Raw genomic sequence first — 16,989 nt, forward strand, 5'->3', positions numbered from 1 at the left:
TGGGTACTATTATAGCAGATTTTGAATGCCTTTGAGGGCGTCTCCCTGCTCACGACTATATCGGCCCCTGTATAGCTTATCAGTTAAAACAGTTGTAATGCTCTTGTTAAGGAATTTCTTCGCCTCTGGTGTCAGTTGTGCGGCAATATTATGCTTCTGCATCATATCAAGCGTATCCTCAAGGAACACCGCGTCACTTGCCAGGGCTTTGTCAGCACTCAACTTACCCTTCTCAAAAGCCTTTATCATATTGCGCACCTTGAAGGCGTCACCAGTATCCTTGATGGCATTGGCCTGTATATCAACACACTCCGATCCACCTAGCCACCATGGTCGTGCACTATTGTTTTTCAGCGCAACACCAAGCTCCTGAGCGAGGTCGTCTGTCAAATTGTTCATCTGTACCTTGCTGAGCATATCGAGTAGCGGTTTAGCACCACGACTGCTTGCGATCTTGCGACCAGCTGCATTCCTGATATCGTCGGTTGCTGGTATATTGCCGACAGCGTTGCCACCAATGAGACTTACTGTGTCGGCATCGCTCACGTTGCTGCCGTTGAGGATAGCGGTGGCATTCTTGACTGATTCCTCATAGGCAGCACTCACCGTTTGAGCGGCAGCGGCAGCGGCGCGCCGCGACCCAAGGTCATCACTCATACCTGGAATTGATGCATAGTAAGCGTCCTCAATACCACCAGCAGCTGATCGAAGTGCTGCGCCGGTATTGTCATCACGCATGGCGCGGGCGAACTGATCATTAAGGACACGATCGATACCGCTCTTGCGCAAACCTTGAACCGCTAGAGTTTGATGTGAATCGCGTGCTCGTTGTACAGCCTCTTGGACTGCGGTATTATCGGCAACATTTTCTGGCAATTCCCCATGTCCAGTCTGAAGCGCCGTAAAGCGATTGTCGAGCACCTGCTTCTCAGCATCAACCATCTGACGAATGGACCGTGATTGGAAATCCTGAACGATGGCCGCCTGATTGGTGCTTTGATGTGCGTTCCATGCTGACTGTAGTCTTCCTTCGGCGATATTTTTATCTTCTCCAACAGAGCGCCTAAACTGGTCAAGCTTCCTGTAGTTAGCAGTTTCGGTGCGCTGTACGTTTGACTGATTACGCAGCTCCTCTAGCATATCCTTACGGTTTTGCGATGACTGCGCCAGCCTGCGTCGCCACGCCGTTGGGGTGAATTTACTATTTGGACGTTTGTTGAGTTTTTTATGTTTCGTAATCTCACTCTGCTCTTTTGCCCAGTTCTTAGATCGGTCGAATAAGCCCTTACTGCGGTCGTTGACGAGGCCGGTGAATTTGCCAAGGAGTCCGCCGCCCAACTTGATCATTAGTGGTGTCAGGGCGAGTGGCGCGATCTGGACTGCCATACCGAGGATATACATCACTGCCCCGTTCGGGCCTGCGGCGTTTTGCATAATGACTGAGCCTGCCAGCTGCGCTCCACCGAAGGCTGCCGCAAACCCCGGGAAGAATATCAGCATCGTCAAGAAGACGTCCTTCCACTTGTCAAACCACTTCTCCGTACCCGGCAACAAGTAAGCCACAAAAGCCAACGGCGAAATGATAATCAAAATAACGATCAACGCCTGACGGGCGGCCATAATGATAACAACGAGAAGAATAACGAGTCCAATGCCACACAAAAGCGGCACAACAAAAGGAAGTAGCTCGGCTCGCATATGGAGCCCCGCAGCCAACGCCGCACCGCCAGCGGCACCTCCCAAAATCTGGAAGGTGACCTCTTGCCAGGTCATTGGTTCAGACGCTGGCGCAGATCCACCTAGGGTGGCGACTGTGTTACGAATATTCATGAACATGTCCTGGAGCGCACTTCCGGCGATGTTTGACAGGTCAAGGAGGATGGCGCAGACGTGGAACGACAAATTAACCAGTATCGCCGCGACAATCAACCGAGGCAACATCTTTTTGATGCCATAATTGGAGATGCCCATAGAAGTAACTTGTGAATAAATAATGACTATGAACATGACGATAAAGATACTGTTGGCGATGTTGCGAACGATGTTCCAGGCCAGAAAGATACCGCTAGTCTGATTACCCGTCTGAAGCGGCGGCACCACGAGAAAGCTTTTAAGCACCCCAAACATCCAGTCGATGGAACTAGCTAACCACGCCGAAACGGGACAAAGGATCCAGCCGATGCCGCCAGCAACCTCGCACGAAGATGCGGAGTTTTGGCTCGGTGGGTCAATTGATAGTGTGGTCGATTCTTTCTTTGTGTAAGTGTTTGGCGCAGTGTACGTGAATGTCGTTAGGGACACCGAGGTCATTGATCCGAGGTCGCCTGTTGACGGAAAGTGGACAACCCGAATATCTTGGTTATTGGCCACGGTTTTCTTCGGCATGTAGACCATCTGGTCTGCCCCTAAATCAAGGGCTTTTAGTTTGTCGGCATCAGAAACCCGTTCAAACGTCTCGTTGTCGTAGGATATTTTGCTACTATCCCATTTCGCGTCCGCCGCTAGCGCCTGGCCCGAGGTTACGACCGTACTCAAAAAAATACTGACTAGGAGGCCTGCTGCCAGCAATATAAACCACTGCAACCATCGCATTGATGATCGCTCTCGTGAACGTAACCACTCCATTACCGGTAATGGTAGCATTTTTACAGAGAAAAGTCAATAGTTTTAGCTGGCGGCAGGTGGATTATTGTTTCGATTATCGCGGTTACTTTGATTATCTGGCAGTGCTGAAGGTGGGGATTGCGGTGGAGCTGGCCCTCTGCCTGTTCCGGCGACGAATGTTCTCCCCGTCGGGGTGTCTGACGGGACTGCCTCGGTGATATTGTTAATTTCTACCGTAGAATTAATCGCATTTTTGACGTCATCTGCTGTTACGCCGCTCATGTCATGTGGTACCCGCAGCTCCTGGGGTTCGGCTGCTCTATCGCTGTTTCGTATGTTTTCAAGCTCTTTGCGCGCACTACCTGATATCGAGGTATTAATACGTTTATTGTCAAGCACTGAGGCTGCCCTCTCGGCGGAGACACCGACCATTTTATGGTCGCCCTTGGTGAATTCAGTTTCACCAGCGATCTTAATTGCACTGGATGTCTGTCGTGCCAATTTTTCATCACTTAATCCGCTGACTCCCTTGGCGGTCAGTTCGGCCATTTGTTGCTGGCTAAAGCTGACCGAGGTTGCCCCGTTCTGTTCCATTTGGTCAATGGCCGTTCTACCCATTTCAAACAGGCCGGCATGGTCATCTTTCATTCTGGTGAGGGTTTCCGCCATGCGGCGGTTGCTGATGGTTCCACCACCCTGGAGATACTCGTACATCTGTTCGGCACCGCGCTTACCAGTTGACTCTAATTTCTTAAAGGCAATGTGTTTAAGTATCTCATTGTCTCCAGCACCCCTCAGTGCAGCGGCCGCATCGCCGTTGTACCGATAATCAAGCATACGCTCTGCTGTCTTGCGCTCTTCGTCATCAACCGCATCCTGACCTTCGGCAGCACTGCGAATACCATAATCTCCTCCGAGGAAGCGGTTATTTGCTAAGGCGCTCTCGTTAAATCTTTTGCTGAACCGAGATTTTCGATTTCTCCAGAATTTATCTAGGGCTCCGGTACCCTCCCATGCCCCGGCCCGCATGAGGGCCTTGCGGCGCTGTCGTCGCTGCTTGCGGAATTTTTGCATCTCGCCAAGCCGTGAACTATCATACCTATCTTTTGCCCAGTTTCTGGCGCTGCCACCGAGACTACCGCCAGCGTTGTTGATGTGCTGACCGATCGCCCCAGCAACGTCGATAGCTTTCTTGAGGACACTCCACACGGCGATGAGTGGCAGGACTTTGATTAGCTCACCGACAATCTGCATGACCATATTATCGGCATCTGTAGCTCCCGCTTTAACAATTGATCCTGCCAAGATACCACCGCCGAATAGCAATCCAACGATTGGAAAGACCATGAGTAGCCCCACAAAGGTTGAGCGCCATTTACTAAAGAATTTTTCGGTATTCGGCAATAGAAAGGCAACAAAAGCCAGCGGTGAGATAACGATAAGGATGACGATGAGTGCCTTGCGGGCGATCAATAGGGCGGCAATAGTCACCATTACGACCAGTCCGGAAACAAGCGCTCCGATTAGAACCGCAAGAGCGAGAACTGCGGCCGTAGCCCCAGCGAGGACAGTTAATGCTATGCCTCCCCAGGTTTCGCCTCCCTGTCCTGACTTTAGGACACTATTAGCAGCACTAATACCGTCACCGATACCACCCAGGCCTGCTCGCAGGCCGTAGCCAAGGATATTAGATAAGTCAACGGCAATTTGACAGATGTAAATTGATAAGTTCACCAAGATTGCGGCGATGATGAGCCGTGGCAGCATCTTTTTGATGCCGTAGTTTGAGATGCCAAAGCCAGTGAGCTGTGAGATGATGATTGCTAAGAACATAATGATAAACGCACCATTGGCAATGTTGCGCATGATCCCCCAGGCTGCCTGTACCTCACCTCCAGAAGCAAGGCCTGGCTCAATCTTTAGGAAGTTGTCGGCGATCATGGCGAAAGCCGCGTCTGCTATACGTGCCATAAAATTAATCACCGGGCAGACGAGCCAGCCGAGTTCCTTAACGGCGCAGTCGGGTCTGTCGTCATTACCATTATCGCTTTGACCGGATGGGGTGTCGGCGGTTATATTAGAAAGAGAGCTTTTTATGTCGTCTTCAGAATACCCTGATTGTTTTTTCAGACAATCAACATATTCACTAGAGTTTGCCACGTTGCCACTTGATGGCATCTTATCCTTACAGGCGTTCATCCAGCCATCAACCTGGCTTTCGCAAATTTGTTGTGCAGGCCCTCCGCCTCGTGACTGGACACACCTCTTTATGAGGGCGCTACGGATAGCCTTACGGGTACTTTCAGTAGAGTCGGTTTTTGCTGATTTTGCGGCTGCTTCAGCGTTGTTTGATGCCCACTGTGCAATCTCCGCACATGACATCTCTGTTTTTGCACCACCAGAAGGACCATAAGGCGAGTCAGCTCCATGAAACATACGAACTCTTTTACCTGCATCCGGGAGATAAAAATATCCATAAGCTGCCGTACTGTCAGTTAAAGCAACCGCTATTTTTTTATTGCGCTGATCGGCCTTTATGTCATTACTTGCGGCGTCATCCCCGCTATCATATCCTCGCCACTCGGCCTTACAACCAGCGTTTTGGGCCGACAAGAGTGCTGCCATCGCCGTGGAATAATTAACCAATGCCGAGTCGAATTTTAGGCTTTTACCAGCCTTTTTTTCAAGAACCTGAATTGCGTACGTGCCCCTGTCCCTTGGTATATTCCACCTACCACCGCTGTACTCGCCCTTGGTTATATTGCTAATACAGTCAAGGCCGGCGTCATCTCGCCACTCACCCTTTAGCGCGCAGAACATGTCGGTAAAAGAACTGTAGCCAAATGTATCTCGTGTGGCGGACACTAGTTCTTTACAGCTAAACTGCCCATCGTCACCGTCAGCAACTGGACCGACGGTAGTGACAGTAGTGAAGCTGCCGCCCCAATCGCCGCTGGCGATTCTTGCTGGAGTGAGTCCGCCATCAAATCCTTGACGATGACTAATACAGTTGCTCATGGCCAACGCGAGAGAGCGCTGTTTGACTTGAGTGAGGTATGGCGAATAATCAAGGCGCGCCCGAGCCGCGTTAGCGGTCGGCGACAGCGCGAAAAACGTCATGAGCATCGGAACGACCAATAGTGCGGCAAGTCCGATTAGAATGGCGCGAATACGTTTATGCGAGGTTTTCTTTTGCGCAAGCATTATGTGTAATATAGTATCATGCTTATGCTATAATTTCAAAAGAGAAACCCCGAGTGGCCTCTCTTTTGAGGTATTATTTATTGTGGCGATACGGCCATGCCTTTTAATTAATCAAGAGTAGACTTAAGATCGCTAACCTCGTTATCAACGATTCGCCACAATCCATTGTCTATTACAACCCTCCAGGCCATACCAAGAATTGTGCCGGTGGTTTCTGCCTCGGTAAAAATCTGGAGCCCTTCCGTTGGTAGTGATTTGCCAGTCTTTGTATCCACAACGGGTTTGGCACTACAAAACCTTGGCTTAAGGATCGGAAACATATTTGAGCCGGGCACCTTATGTTTGTAGCTCGATTTTTCTTTCTCGTCCTTAGCTTCTAGAAGTGTCGCTATGGCCTTTTTGCCGTCGTACTCTGGGCCTGGTATCTTTCCATTGCGCAACATATCGTTTAGGACGGATATTCTTAACTCAGGATTGCCATAGATTGCCGCAGATGCTACATATCTTGCAAAGTTAGGGTCCCACGGACCAACATCGAAAGCCGCGACCACAGGAAGAAATAGCTTGCCCGCGACCTCTTCGGGGGAATCTGTTGGTGATGCGGGTATTCCGTAAAATTCACCAGGTTTAACCCCCGTTGATGGATTATATAAACTATTGTTTGGGTTATGTATGATTCCCCACGCCTCTGCAAGAAGAAGCTCTTCCCTACATGGTAACAAGCGCTCTTCGTCCGTAAGTCTAGCAAACCCTTCGGGGGTTATGTCCGCATACTTTTTTCTAACTTGCTCATATCTTTTCTCGGCCAAGTCTTTTGGATCAACAGTCTCAGTCGGTGATGGTGAGGCGGATGGTGACTCTGATGGTGAGGCGCTTTGTGTAGAGTAATCTGGGGGAACGGCTATCCGATCTCTTTCGCCACAACCGGCAAGCAGCATAGTTGCTCCGCCAACCAGTCCGGCTAGTATCCCGCGACGAGTTAATTTATCTGAACTACTTGGGTCATAGCTCTCATGTGAACGTGCCATAACGCTTGGAGTCCTTTCTCTGGCCGGTGGCCAGTCATAGAGTAGTTTTAATCCACCTCAGAGTAGATAATGAAACTCTGAATAGCATCATTGTAACACATTCTGTAAATTTAGCAATACCCTAACGGCAATAAAGTAAACAAAAACAGCCCTTAACTCTACAAAGAAATGGGCTGCTCGGCAACAATATTCTGATTCTGGCGCGCCCGACCGGATTCGAACCGGCGATCTCCTCCGTGACAGGGAGGCGTGATAGGCCAACTTCACTACGGGCGCATAACTTTTCGTATGATAGCAAACTTTTATGGCTTTTTCAAGAAATCGTTTGCATTTTTCCCGCCACTATTTTACAATTTAGGGTAAGAGATTCGTATATGACAAAAAGAAATATTTTTATCATCGCCATCTTTCTCGCAACCATTATCTGTGGCGTCGTGCTGTCTGGTATGTCTGCGTTCGCTGATATTGAATGCGGCGGCACAAAGACCTCAATCATTAACTGTGGCGGTGCGACTGGCGATACTGCTATTCTCGGTATCATCAAAATGGTTATCCAGATCATGACTGCTGGTATCGGCATCTTGGCGGTCGGTACGGTGATATACGGCGGTATTCTCTATTCTGCATCTGGCGGTAGTCCGGACAATATCAAAAAGGCCAAAGAGCTCTGGGTCAATACCGCCATCGGCCTCATCATATTCGCGTTTTTTGTAGCTATCACCAACTTCCTGATCCCTGGGGGGGTGTTCTGATGAAGCACATTGTGATCGCGCTGGGGCTGATGATCGCGGGGTCGCTGATGCTGTCGGTGGTTCAGGCAACGCCGGCCAGCGCGGCCTGTGGCGGTAACATCTTGACGCTCAAGCCGTGGTATGACGGGCTGACCAAGTCGGATTGTAATCTCAAAGCGATTGTCGATAATAACGATAAGCGCGCCCAAAACGACCCGGGTAATTACGCCACGCTCAACGGCTTTATCTGGCGGGCGATACTGAATGTTGTCGAGGATCTGTTGCAGCTGGCGGGCTTTGTGACGGTCGGCTTTGTGATATACGGCGGCTTTTTGTACTTGACGAGCAATGGTGAGCCGGGACAGATGGCCAATGGCATGAAAACGGTGATTAATGCGGCGATCGGCCTAGTGATCGCTATCGCCTCGGTGGCGCTGGTGAATGTCGTAGCTGACGGATTGGGGTTGCCGCGATCATGATGCGATTTGTAGCCGGTGTATTGGGGTCGCCAGATTCGCTGGGTATTCCGACGAACAGTGCCTCGGCGGATGCACTGGGTAACATTCTCAATACGGTGTATTTCTTTGCCGGGGCGATCGCGATTTTGATGTTGGTGCTGGCCGGTATCAATTATGCTAATTCGGGCGGCGACACCAACAAGCTTACCAAGGCGAAAAACACCATTCTCGGTACCGTTATCGGCATCATTATCATCCTCTCCGCATTTCTCATTACTAACTTTGTCATTAGTGGCATGAAAGGATCGGCAATATGAAAAAACTCGTAGTCATTATCGGCATGATAGCGGCGCTTATTGTCCCGTTGGTAGTCGCCTCAAGTGTATCCGCCCAGAGTGTCGATATTTACGGCGCCTGCTCGGGCTCCAGTGGTGAAGTCTGTAAAAACCGTGGCGCAACGGTGCAGCCACTGTTCAAGAACCTCATCAATGCTATCTTGCTCATCCTCGGCGCCATCTCTGTCATCATGATCATCATCGGTGGCTTTCAGTATGTAACCTCGGCCGGCGACTCTAACAAGGTCAAAACCGCCAAATCGACCATCATGTACGCGGTGATCGGTGTCGCCGTCGCGCTTCTATCGTATGCTATCGTTGACTTTGTGTTTGGCAAAATATAAGAAAAAAGGAGAAATGTATGAAACGATATAGAAAAACCCTCGTAGCCGCCGTTTTGTCAGTAGCGGTTGCTGCCGTGGCCGTCGTCATGCCGATCGCCCTGCCGTCCGCGTCGGCCCAATTTAAGAGCGGTTTGGACGCAGCTCGAACACAGGAGATGAGCACGAAGCCTATCGGTACAACCATTGGCGAGGTGGTTAATATCTTTCTTTACTTTGTCGGTGCGGTGGCGGTTATCGTTGTGATCTGGGGCGGTTTTCAGTACATTACCTCGTCAGGCGATAGCCAGAAAGCGACCACTGCTAAAAACACCATCATGTACGCGGTGATCGGTATCGTTGTGGTGGTCATGTCGTACGCTATCGTTAACTGGGTCTTTGGCTTGTTTAAGTAGCTAAATGATGATAGAATAACAGCTGAAACTATATTAACTGGTAAACAAGGAATCAAGAATGAACAAATTAAAACTCATCGTTGTTGGTATTGTGGCTACGCTAGCGTTGGCGTTCGCGACAGTACCAGTGGCCCAGGCACAATACAACCTGGACAAGGGCATCAGCGACTCAAAGGGTGATCGGGTTGCCGAGAAGGTTGACGATCCACAGCAACTAGTCAAGGGTATTGTCAACGGTATTCTCTACTTCGTCGGTATCTTGTCGGTGATTATGTTGATCTGGGGCGGTATCCTTTACACGACTTCATCTGGTGACTCGAATAAGGTGACCACTGCTAAAAACACCATCATGTACGCGGTGATTGGTCTGGTGGTGGCGATCTTTGCCTATGCGATCGTTAACTTTGTTCTCACAACGTCGCGCGGTGTAAGTTCATAAGACCGCGTCCTGTCTACGACAAATTCACCCTCGTTTATGGCGAGGGTGTTTTATTCTGGTTGTCTGGCGGCGTCAAACACTATGACGTCAACGGGTCTGGCGAAGGACTACAAGACTTGGATCTTCTTGGCACGTTCTTGTTTAATTTTCTCAAAAGTGATGGTGAGCACGCCGTCTTTGAGTTCGGCCTTGACGCCTTCTTCGTTGACCGCGACGGGCAGCGCCAGGGTACGACTAAATTCGCCCCAGTAGCATTCTTGGATATGCCAGTTCTTGACATCGGTCTCGTCGCCGCTTGATAGGGTGCCGCTGATCGTGAGGATGCCGTCCGAGATGCTGACATCTAGGTCGTTACGATCAACACCAGCCGTCCGGGCTTTGATAATAAGTTCGGTTTCTGATTCAAATACATCGACTGCCAGCTGCCCCATCAAATCATCGGCCTCATCCTCCCAATCATCATCAGGGGTGGGCGCTGCGGTAGCCGGTGCTGCTGCGGGTGCGGCTGGTTGCGGCGCGTCATTAGCCAGATCATCATTCAAGAAAGCTGCAGTTAGCTCATCCTCAATTAACAAATCGTCATTTTTGCGTGCCATGTTTCCTCCGCCTTTATAGGCTGATTGACAATATCATCTATTAGTATAACGGTTATGTGCGCTATAATCAAGAGTGAAAGGCGAAAAAGCGAAAAATGCCTATTGATACGCTATTATCATATATCGCGCCACATTATTGTTATGGTTGTGGTGCAACTGGCTCGCTTTTGTGTCGGTCGTGTCTTGAGGCGGTAAAGCGGCATCATTGTCAGGTCTGCGTTATTTGTGGACAGCCGTGCGCTAATGGCAATGCCTGTCGGCGACATGCCCTGCCCTACGAGGCGCTCGACTGTGTGCTGTGGCGGCGAGGTGCGGTGGCGCGGCTGATTGATGATTATAAGTTTCACCGCGTACGTGCCGCCAGTGGGGTGTTGGCTAGGCTCCTAGACGAACTGCTCCCAGAATACGAGGTCTCGACGGTGGTTGTACCGGTGCCGACGGCCCCTGCCAATATTCGTAAGCGCGGTTATGATCATATGTTGCTGGTTGCTCGGCAGTTTGCTCGGCGGCGGGGATTGAGAGTCGAGCGACCCTTGGTCAGACAGACGAATGTGACGCAGCATTATGCTCGCTCGGCGGCTGAGCGTCGAAAGCAGGCGCAGCAGTTTTTCCGCGCATGTGGCGTTCGGGCCGATGTTCCCTATCTGATTTTGGATGATATTTTTACCACTGGCTCAACGATTACAGCGGCAGCCCAAACGCTACGAGCGGCTGGTGCGCGGGACATTCGCGTGGGGATTGTCGCTCGCCAGGGGAACGATAAAAAGGCTACTGTAAAAACGTCGCCACATCCTAGTCGTGATGATACGCACCGCCCCGAGCGATCTCTTGGGCGCGGTACAGCTGCTCGGCGAGAATGAGCCGTACCAACTGGTGTGGAAACACCAGGCGTGATAGCGACCAAACGATGTCGGCTCGCCGGTGAAGCGTCTCGGTGACGCCATAGGCCCCGCCAATGATGATAACGATGTGCTGATCGGTGTGATCAAGAATGAGCCGCGATAGCTCCGGTGAGCTCAGGTTGCGGCCGCGCTCGTCGAGGAGGATGATGAAATCGTGCGGCTTGAGGCGAGACATCAGGCGCTCTGACTCATCCTGGCGCGCTCTGTCGCCGATTTGGCCGGAATGTGGGATTGTGATGATCATTTCTGCGACGAATGGCGCTCTGAGGCGCTCTAAAAAGCGCTTAATGCCTGGTTCCACCCAGGGCTCGTGCCGCTTGCCGATGGTGAGAATGGTGATTTTCACGTGCGGGCTTTCGGCGGGGCGTTATTATCATGTAAGATGGCTTCGGCGGTTGCCTTGGCGATTTGGTGATGGATATAAGCGGTCGGATGGCCCACGTCGTCACCTCCAGTTACCACACCAAGACCAAACGTGGCGCAAGCATCGACGTTCTTTGGCGGCTCGACCAAGGTGATGCGCGGTTCGTGCATGCTGGCGACAACGTCGCGGATAGCTTGATTGACCGTCTCGATAAAGCTGGCGACAAAGTGATCGGTATCGTTATTGATAATCGTTGGACAGATGTCGCGTGGCTGGATGGGCGTGGTATAGAGGTTGATGTATAGCTGGGCGTTGGGGGCATGTTCAAGGATGGCGCGGTAGGCTTGCTCGAGCGACTGACGATATTCGTCTGAGTACAGTCGGCGAAAGACATCGATATACATCTCGCTGCGCGTGTCACACCGTTCGTGCAGGCAGGCGTCGAACACCGCGTTAAGGTCAATCATATTGGCGCCAAGCGACAGTGTGACAATATCAGTTTCGGGGCTAAGGGCGTTGATTTGCGGCGGCTGGTCGTCAAACTGCTGGCCGGAGATATGCTCTGGCCCGGCGCCACGGCAGGCCACGAGGGTAATGTTATCTGAAGGAATGCCAGACGCTTCGAGTCGCCGCGCGTAAGCTTCGGGTGAGCGCCGGCACTCTGTTGTTGTGTCGTCGTAACCCCCCAGCCCTGCCCCGCTGGCGACCGAATCACCCATGCCGACGACGTAGGTGTGCCTGGCCTGCTCGGGCGAGATGTTTGGGCGGCTGGACGCTGATAGCGCTAATGAAGCGAGGGCCGCTATCGTAGCGACCCCCCGTTTGGCCAATGTTTCTAATCTTTCTCTCATGATGTCGTGTCTGGCGGAAGGGGAGGGATTCGAACCCTCGGTACGTGTTACCGCACGCCGGTTTTCAAGACCGGTACCTTCAACCACTCGGTCACCCTTCCAATTAATCGTAGCGACTGGATTCTGGCGGAGAGAGAGGGATTCGAACCCTCGATGGGTTGCCCCATACCGCTTTTCGAGAGCGGCCAGTTCAACCACTCCTGCACCTCTCCAAATAAAAATGGTACACCCGGCACGATTCGAACGTACGACCTTTGGCTCCGCAAGCCAACGCTCTATCCAGCTGAGCTACGGGTGCATACAGCCTTTCGGAAATCCGATTGGCTATAACAAAAATATAAAGAACTTTCAATGCCAGCGGCAATGAACTTTTGTATTCTAGCACACCTGTTAACTCGGGGCAAGCTATAGCCTGATGATCCGAATGAGCTTCTCCAGTGCATCTGGCGCGATTTCTTGCATCGGTAGTCGTGCCCCCAGCATGTCGACGATGGTCTCGCCCTCGGCCTCAGAAAAATAGATGGTCAGTGCCGGTGAGAACCGCTTGACCGGCAGTAAAATTGCCGAGTGCTGATCACCGTCTTGCCCCAGCCCAAAGGCTCGAAATTCACTAAAATCATACAAGCGGTCGGCGACGTAAACCCCCTTGGGACTGATGGCGTAATTGACCATCGCTGATGGCTTGGATCGAAGTAGTACGAGCGCCACCGCCATAATCGGCAGCAAAATCGCGAATGTCCAGCTATTAAAAACAAAGATCGCCAGCGCCATCAGGGCAAGCACTACGAAACCAACAGCAATATACCAGCCAGTCGTGCGGTGGGCCTGCACGCCCTCAGGAGCTTGCCAGGCGATGGGCTGCGATAAGTCAGTCATCGGCTGGGCCGCGTCTTGTTGGGTGTTTTCGGTGTCGGTTGCGTGTGGCTGCTCTTCCATATGTCTAGTATACCACGAGCGGTATGATCTGCTATACGTCGGTAGAATTACCGCCAAGACCAATTACGGTATTGAGGACAAATTGAATGATGGCGTAAGCAAATAGGGCGACGAGCAGACCAATGACGGCATAGAGAATGGTGTTCTTTGCCGAGGTGACGGCGTCTTTGTTGCCGCTAGAAACAACGTAGCGAAAACCACCAAAAATCAGCATCACCACAGCGAGGATACCGATGAAATAGAGCATGATGTTGATAATTTTTTTCACCAACGAGCTGTCACCGTTAGTTAAGTTGGTTGGCACGCCGTCGCCACGCGCATCATTGATGCCACGAGTGACGCCGCCCTCGCCGAGCGCGAACGCTGGAGTGCTCAAAACTACCGTGCCGACACCGATGGTCAGCATGATGCTAACGATACCTGCGAAAAACCTCTTCATGCGCGTTATTATCCTCCCTCTTAGGTTTATTGTCAAGTTTTGCGGCCCGCCTGCTAGCCGCGGGGCTAGCCAGACCATTGCTTCTATGATACACTATTTTTGGCTCATGGAGGAGTACCCAAGTGGCTGAAGGGGACGGTTTGCTAAATCGTTAGTACGGGGAGACCTGTAGCGGGAGTTCGAATCTCCCCTCCTCCGCCAGAGTTATGCCGCTCTCGTCTCGGTTTATCCGGGACTTATTTTATTGTTTTGTTTAGTACGCGGAGTGGGTATCGAATAGAATTTTGGGCCGACGGCACCATCTAAATCAGGAAATATTATTGACAAATTAAAAACCTTATGCTATTATCCTAACATTGCTATGGCCAGATCCATAGAGATAAACATAAAAAGAATATGAAATATTTATCACACATTATTACTACTACCACGATGGCACTGGGCCTGTCGACCAGCCTCGGCGTGTTTCTACACGATACGAATATTGATAAAGCGATTGTTTCTGCTTGGCAACTCATGAGTGATGCGCGCCAGGTTGATGACGACCATCACAGCAAGCCGCATTCCTCACCGCACACTCACTCTGACCATCATGATTTTTCAGGGGTGCTAAAGGACGGACAAACTCATCCGCGGACGACGCCGCGCAGCGCTGATCGCAAACACCTACACACCAAGCTTGTCAGTCGTGGTGGCGATGGTGACATTGATGGGCATCGACTGATAGTCGATCCGATTAGCGTGAGCTGATGACTTCGAGCTCGCCGATGAAGCGCTGGATGAGCTTTTCTTGCTCGGCCAGCTGCTGGCGAGTTTCCTCGACGAGATGGGCTGGCGCCTTTTCAACATAAGTTGGATTATCCAGCCGTGCTTGGAGGCTTGACAGGGTTCGCCGCGCTTCACTTAGCCGCACTTCCAGATCGGTCTGGTGCTGATAGAGTGTCTCCTCGTCAATATCCAACCACGCTTCCCTGTTTGCCGCCGCCAACCTAAGGCCTCGCGGTTGATCGGTGTGTGCAATTGACTCCAGGCGCATGAGGTGTTTGATGGTGTCTTGATTATCGGCGATGAGGCTGTCATTACCGTATAACAAGCGGTATTTCTTATTGCCCGGCAGTTCGGCGATTACCCAGCGGCCTTCCGCGACCAGCGTCTTCAGCTGTTCAAACTGCTCGGCGGCGATAGGATCAAACTTTTCTGGGGTTGGCCAGTGGTCGCGCATTAAAATGCCATCGGTGTAATTAAGCGTCTGCCAAATCGTTTCGGTGACAAATGGCGCGAATGGATGAGCGATTTTCAGGCTAGTTGCCAGCGCCCATGACAGTAATGGGCGGTTGATAGCGGTTTTTGATGATTCGATGTACCAATCGGCTAGGTCGTCCCAAATAGCGTGATAGACCGTATCCGCGGCTTCAGAAAAGCGGTACTGCTCCAGGCGGACGGCGACGTTATTGGCGGCGTCGTTCAGCTGGCGGATAATCCAGTGGTCGGCCGGTGTCTGCGGCTCCAGGTCAACGATTTGGTGTTCATCGCCGATTTGCGCCTCGACGAAACGAGCGATATTCCACAGCTTATTACAGAAATTACGAGCAGCGATGACCGCGCCCTTGTTGAAGGCTTGATGCTGAGCTGGCGCGCGGCCAGCGATGATGCCCATGCGGGTGGCGTCTGAGCCAAATTCTGAGACTAATTCCATTGGATTGATGACATTGCCCTTGGATTTGGACATTTTTTGATTGTGCTCGTCGTTGACCATACCGTGCAGGTAAACGTCCTTGAACGGCAGTTTGCCAGTACGGTACAGACTGAGCATAATCATACGCGCCACCCATGCCCGCATAATGTCCATGCCAGTTTCCATCAGGCTGGTTGGGAAATATTTGGCTAGTTCCCCACTGGTTAGATAATCAGTGACAATGTACGGCCATTGGCCGGATGAGAACCACGTGTCAAAGGTGTCCTCTTCCCTCATGTATGTTGTGCCATTTACAACAATCTTTTGTTCACTGGTACGAATATCAAATATCCAATCGCGCGGATCGTTCTCATTGACAAACGCCGGGATCGGGATGCCCCACGGGATTTGCCGGGAGATATTCCAATCTTTCAGTTGTTTAAGATAAGCGATGAGCTCTTTGCGTTTGGCGGCTGGATAAAAGGTAATCTCTTCCCTCTCTAAGGCTTCAATGGCTGGCTGAGCCAGCGGCTGCATTTTAATAAACCACTGTTCCTTAACCATCGGCTCAATCACGCTGCCGCATTTATAACAATGTCCGACGGCGTGTTCAATGTCTGTTTCGCCGCGGCGCAGTTCCAACGATTCTAAAGCCGCCAACACGCGAGTGCGGGCTTCTGCTGGCGTCAGGCCTAGGAATTGCGGCGGTACATTAATCATCTTACCTTCTTGGCTGATGATTTGCTTGAGCGGCAGATTGTGGCGCTGGGCCATCTCAAAGTCGTTCGGGTCGTGCGCTGGCGTAATTTTCACCGCGCCAGTACCGTAGTTCATATCGACGTACTCGTCGGCGATAATCGGGATTTCCTCGTCGGTGATTGGCAGGAGAATCCGTGTGCCGATAAGGTGCTTGTAGCGCTCATCGTCCGGGTGGACAGCTACTGCTACGTCGCCCAGCATGGTCTCCGGCCGCGTGGTGGCGATGACAATTTCGCCGATTTTATCCAGCGTCGGGTAAGCGATTTGCCACAACTTCCCTGTTTCATTTTTATGTTCAACCTCGATGTCGGCGAAGCTGGTTTGGTGTTTGGTACAATAATTGACAATCCGCTCACCGCGGTATACTAGCCCGTCGTCCCACATTTTTTTGAACGTCTCGTACACCGTAGCGATGACTTTATCGTCCAGCGTAAAGGTCAAATGCTGCCAAGAAGCGCTGACGCCCAGAGCTCGCAGCTGCAACTCCATATTGCCGCGTTTTTCTTCCACAAACTTCCAAACTTGGTCGTATAGTTGTTCACGTGAAAAGTCGAAGCGGCTTTTTCCCTGTTTGGCTAGCTCTTTTTCATAAACTACCCAGGTCTCAAAGCCAGCATGATCTGCCCCAGGAATAAATACCGCATCATCACCCTTCATGCGGTGATAGCGAATCATAATATCCTTCAAATTCATGTCCAGGGCATGGCCAATGTGCAAGTTACCATTGGCGTTGGGCGGCGGCATGACGATAGAATACGGTTTGCCGACGCCAGTCGGCTCTAATGCGCCGCTGGTTTCCCACATGGCGTAAATGTTTGGTTCGTAATCGTTTGGGGTATATTGTTTGGCTAGTTGCATGAATAATTCCTACTTTTCACGTGAAAAGCGAGCATCGCTACCGTCAAGATTTTTCACGTGAAAACTCGGACAAT

At 51.3% G+C, this 16,989-nt stretch carries 16 protein-coding genes, 5 tRNA genes and 1 pseudogene; 9 read left to right on the top strand and 13 right to left on the bottom strand.

Features of this window, described 5'->3' with window-relative positions:
• Nucleotides 1-9: 9 nt before the first annotated feature.
• The 4 genes and pseudogenes from FBF26_00055 to FBF26_00070 form a co-directional block, all read right to left on the bottom strand.
• Complete coding sequence (locus FBF26_00055) at nt 10-2,625, bottom strand: hypothetical protein (GenBank protein QJU09677.1); 2,616 nt, start codon at nt 2,623-2,625, stop codon at nt 10-12.
• Nucleotides 2,626-3,915: 1,290 nt separating this feature from the next.
• Nucleotides 3,916-4,185, bottom strand: a pseudogene (locus tag FBF26_00060) (hypothetical protein).
• Nucleotides 4,186-5,915: 1,730 nt separating this feature from the next.
• The gene (locus tag FBF26_00065) at nt 5,916-6,836 is read right to left on the bottom strand and encodes a hypothetical protein (protein QJU09678.1); all 921 of its coding nucleotides are present in this window, start codon (nt 6,834-6,836) and stop codon (nt 5,916-5,918) included.
• Nucleotides 6,837-7,034: 198 nt separating this feature from the next.
• Nucleotides 7,035-7,112 (bottom strand) — tRNA-Asp (locus FBF26_00070).
• 98 nt (nt 7,113-7,210) lie between these two features.
• On the opposite strand from FBF26_00070, the gene FBF26_00075 reads away from it, so the two are divergent.
• From FBF26_00075 to FBF26_00100, 6 genes are read left to right on the top strand one after another with little or no spacing between them, the layout of a single operon-like run.
• Nucleotides 7,211-7,588 carry a hypothetical protein gene (locus tag FBF26_00075; protein QJU09679.1) on the top strand — a complete coding sequence of 126 codons (378 nt, stop codon included), beginning with the start codon at nt 7,211-7,213 and terminating at the stop codon, nt 7,586-7,588.
• Nucleotides 7,588-8,046: a hypothetical protein gene (locus FBF26_00080; GenBank protein QJU09680.1), complete on the top strand. Its 459-nt coding sequence runs from the start codon at nt 7,588-7,590 to the stop codon at nt 8,044-8,046. Before FBF26_00075 ends, FBF26_00080 begins: the two co-directional genes overlap by 1 nt.
• Entirely contained in the window at nt 8,043-8,342 is a 300-nt protein-coding gene (locus FBF26_00085; protein ID QJU09681.1) for a hypothetical protein, read from the top strand. Before FBF26_00080 ends, FBF26_00085 begins: the two co-directional genes overlap by 4 nt.
• A complete protein-coding gene (locus FBF26_00090; protein QJU09682.1) occupies nt 8,339-8,704 on the top strand; it encodes a hypothetical protein in 366 nt (121 codons plus the stop codon). Before FBF26_00085 ends, FBF26_00090 begins: the two co-directional genes overlap by 4 nt.
• A 17-nt stretch (nt 8,705-8,721) precedes the next feature.
• Nucleotides 8,722-9,096 carry a hypothetical protein gene (locus FBF26_00095; protein QJU09683.1) on the top strand — a complete coding sequence of 125 codons (375 nt, stop codon included), beginning with the start codon at nt 8,722-8,724 and terminating at the stop codon, nt 9,094-9,096.
• Between the two features lie 58 nt (nt 9,097-9,154).
• Nucleotides 9,155-9,535 (top strand): hypothetical protein, encoded by a 381-nt coding sequence (locus FBF26_00100; GenBank protein QJU09684.1) that lies wholly within the window; start codon nt 9,155-9,157, stop codon nt 9,533-9,535.
• Nucleotides 9,536-9,642: 107 nt separating this feature from the next.
• On the opposite strand, the gene FBF26_00105 is transcribed toward FBF26_00100, so the two are convergent.
• On the bottom strand, nt 9,643-10,131 hold the full coding sequence (locus FBF26_00105) for an Hsp20/alpha crystallin family protein (protein ID QJU09685.1): 489 nt from the start codon (nt 10,129-10,131) through the stop codon (nt 9,643-9,645).
• Nucleotides 10,132-10,226: 95 nt separating this feature from the next.
• Here FBF26_00105 and FBF26_00110 point away from each other — a divergent pair, with 95 nt between their 5' ends.
• Nucleotides 10,227-10,991, top strand: coding sequence for a ComF family protein (locus FBF26_00110; GenBank protein ID QJU09686.1), 765 nt, complete (start codon nt 10,227-10,229; stop codon nt 10,989-10,991).
• Here FBF26_00110 and FBF26_00115 read toward each other — a convergent pair.
• The 7 genes from FBF26_00115 to FBF26_00145 all read right to left on the bottom strand — a co-directional run bounded on the left by FBF26_00115 (nt 10,924) and on the right by FBF26_00145 (nt 13,623).
• Nucleotides 10,924-11,379 (bottom strand): 23S rRNA (pseudouridine(1915)-N(3))-methyltransferase RlmH, encoded by a 456-nt coding sequence (locus FBF26_00115; protein QJU09687.1) that lies wholly within the window; start codon nt 11,377-11,379, stop codon nt 10,924-10,926. The genes FBF26_00110 and FBF26_00115 overlap by 68 nt on opposite strands.
• Nucleotides 11,376-12,248 carry a hypothetical protein gene (locus FBF26_00120; protein QJU09688.1) on the bottom strand — a complete coding sequence of 291 codons (873 nt, stop codon included), beginning with the start codon at nt 12,246-12,248 and terminating at the stop codon, nt 11,376-11,378. The genes FBF26_00115 and FBF26_00120 overlap by 4 nt, the downstream gene beginning before the upstream one ends.
• An 11-nt stretch (nt 12,249-12,259) precedes the next feature.
• Nucleotides 12,260-12,349: transfer RNA gene (locus FBF26_00125), tRNA-Ser, on the bottom strand.
• Nucleotides 12,350-12,372: 23 nt separating this feature from the next.
• Nucleotides 12,373-12,460, bottom strand: a tRNA-Ser gene (locus tag FBF26_00130).
• Between the two features lie 9 nt (nt 12,461-12,469).
• Nucleotides 12,470-12,546: transfer RNA gene (locus FBF26_00135), tRNA-Arg, on the bottom strand.
• A gap of 107 nt (nt 12,547-12,653) precedes the next feature.
• Nucleotides 12,654-13,184: a hypothetical protein gene (locus FBF26_00140; GenBank protein ID QJU09689.1), complete on the bottom strand. Its 531-nt coding sequence runs from the start codon at nt 13,182-13,184 to the stop codon at nt 12,654-12,656.
• A 31-nt stretch (nt 13,185-13,215) separates the two neighbouring features.
• Nucleotides 13,216-13,623: a hypothetical protein gene (locus FBF26_00145; protein QJU09690.1), complete on the bottom strand. Its 408-nt coding sequence runs from the start codon at nt 13,621-13,623 to the stop codon at nt 13,216-13,218.
• 108 nt (nt 13,624-13,731) lie between these two features.
• On the opposite strand from FBF26_00145, the gene FBF26_00150 reads away from it, so the two are divergent.
• A tRNA-Ser gene (locus FBF26_00150) sits at nt 13,732-13,824 on the top strand.
• 195 nt (nt 13,825-14,019) lie between these two features.
• Nucleotides 14,020-14,373: a hypothetical protein gene (locus FBF26_00155; protein QJU09691.1), complete on the top strand. Its 354-nt coding sequence runs from the start codon at nt 14,020-14,022 to the stop codon at nt 14,371-14,373.
• On the opposite strand, the gene FBF26_00160 is transcribed toward FBF26_00155, so the two are convergent.
• The gene (locus FBF26_00160) at nt 14,360-16,915 is read right to left on the bottom strand and encodes a valine--tRNA ligase (GenBank protein QJU09692.1); all 2,556 of its coding nucleotides are present in this window, start codon (nt 16,913-16,915) and stop codon (nt 14,360-14,362) included. The genes FBF26_00155 and FBF26_00160 overlap by 14 nt on opposite strands.
• Nucleotides 16,916-16,989: the final 74 nt, after the last annotated feature.

The organism is Candidatus Saccharibacteria bacterium oral taxon 488, assembly GCA_013100825.1.
In the GTDB taxonomy this organism is placed as follows: domain Bacteria; phylum Patescibacteriota; class Saccharimonadia; order Saccharimonadales; family Saccharimonadaceae; genus Nanosynbacter.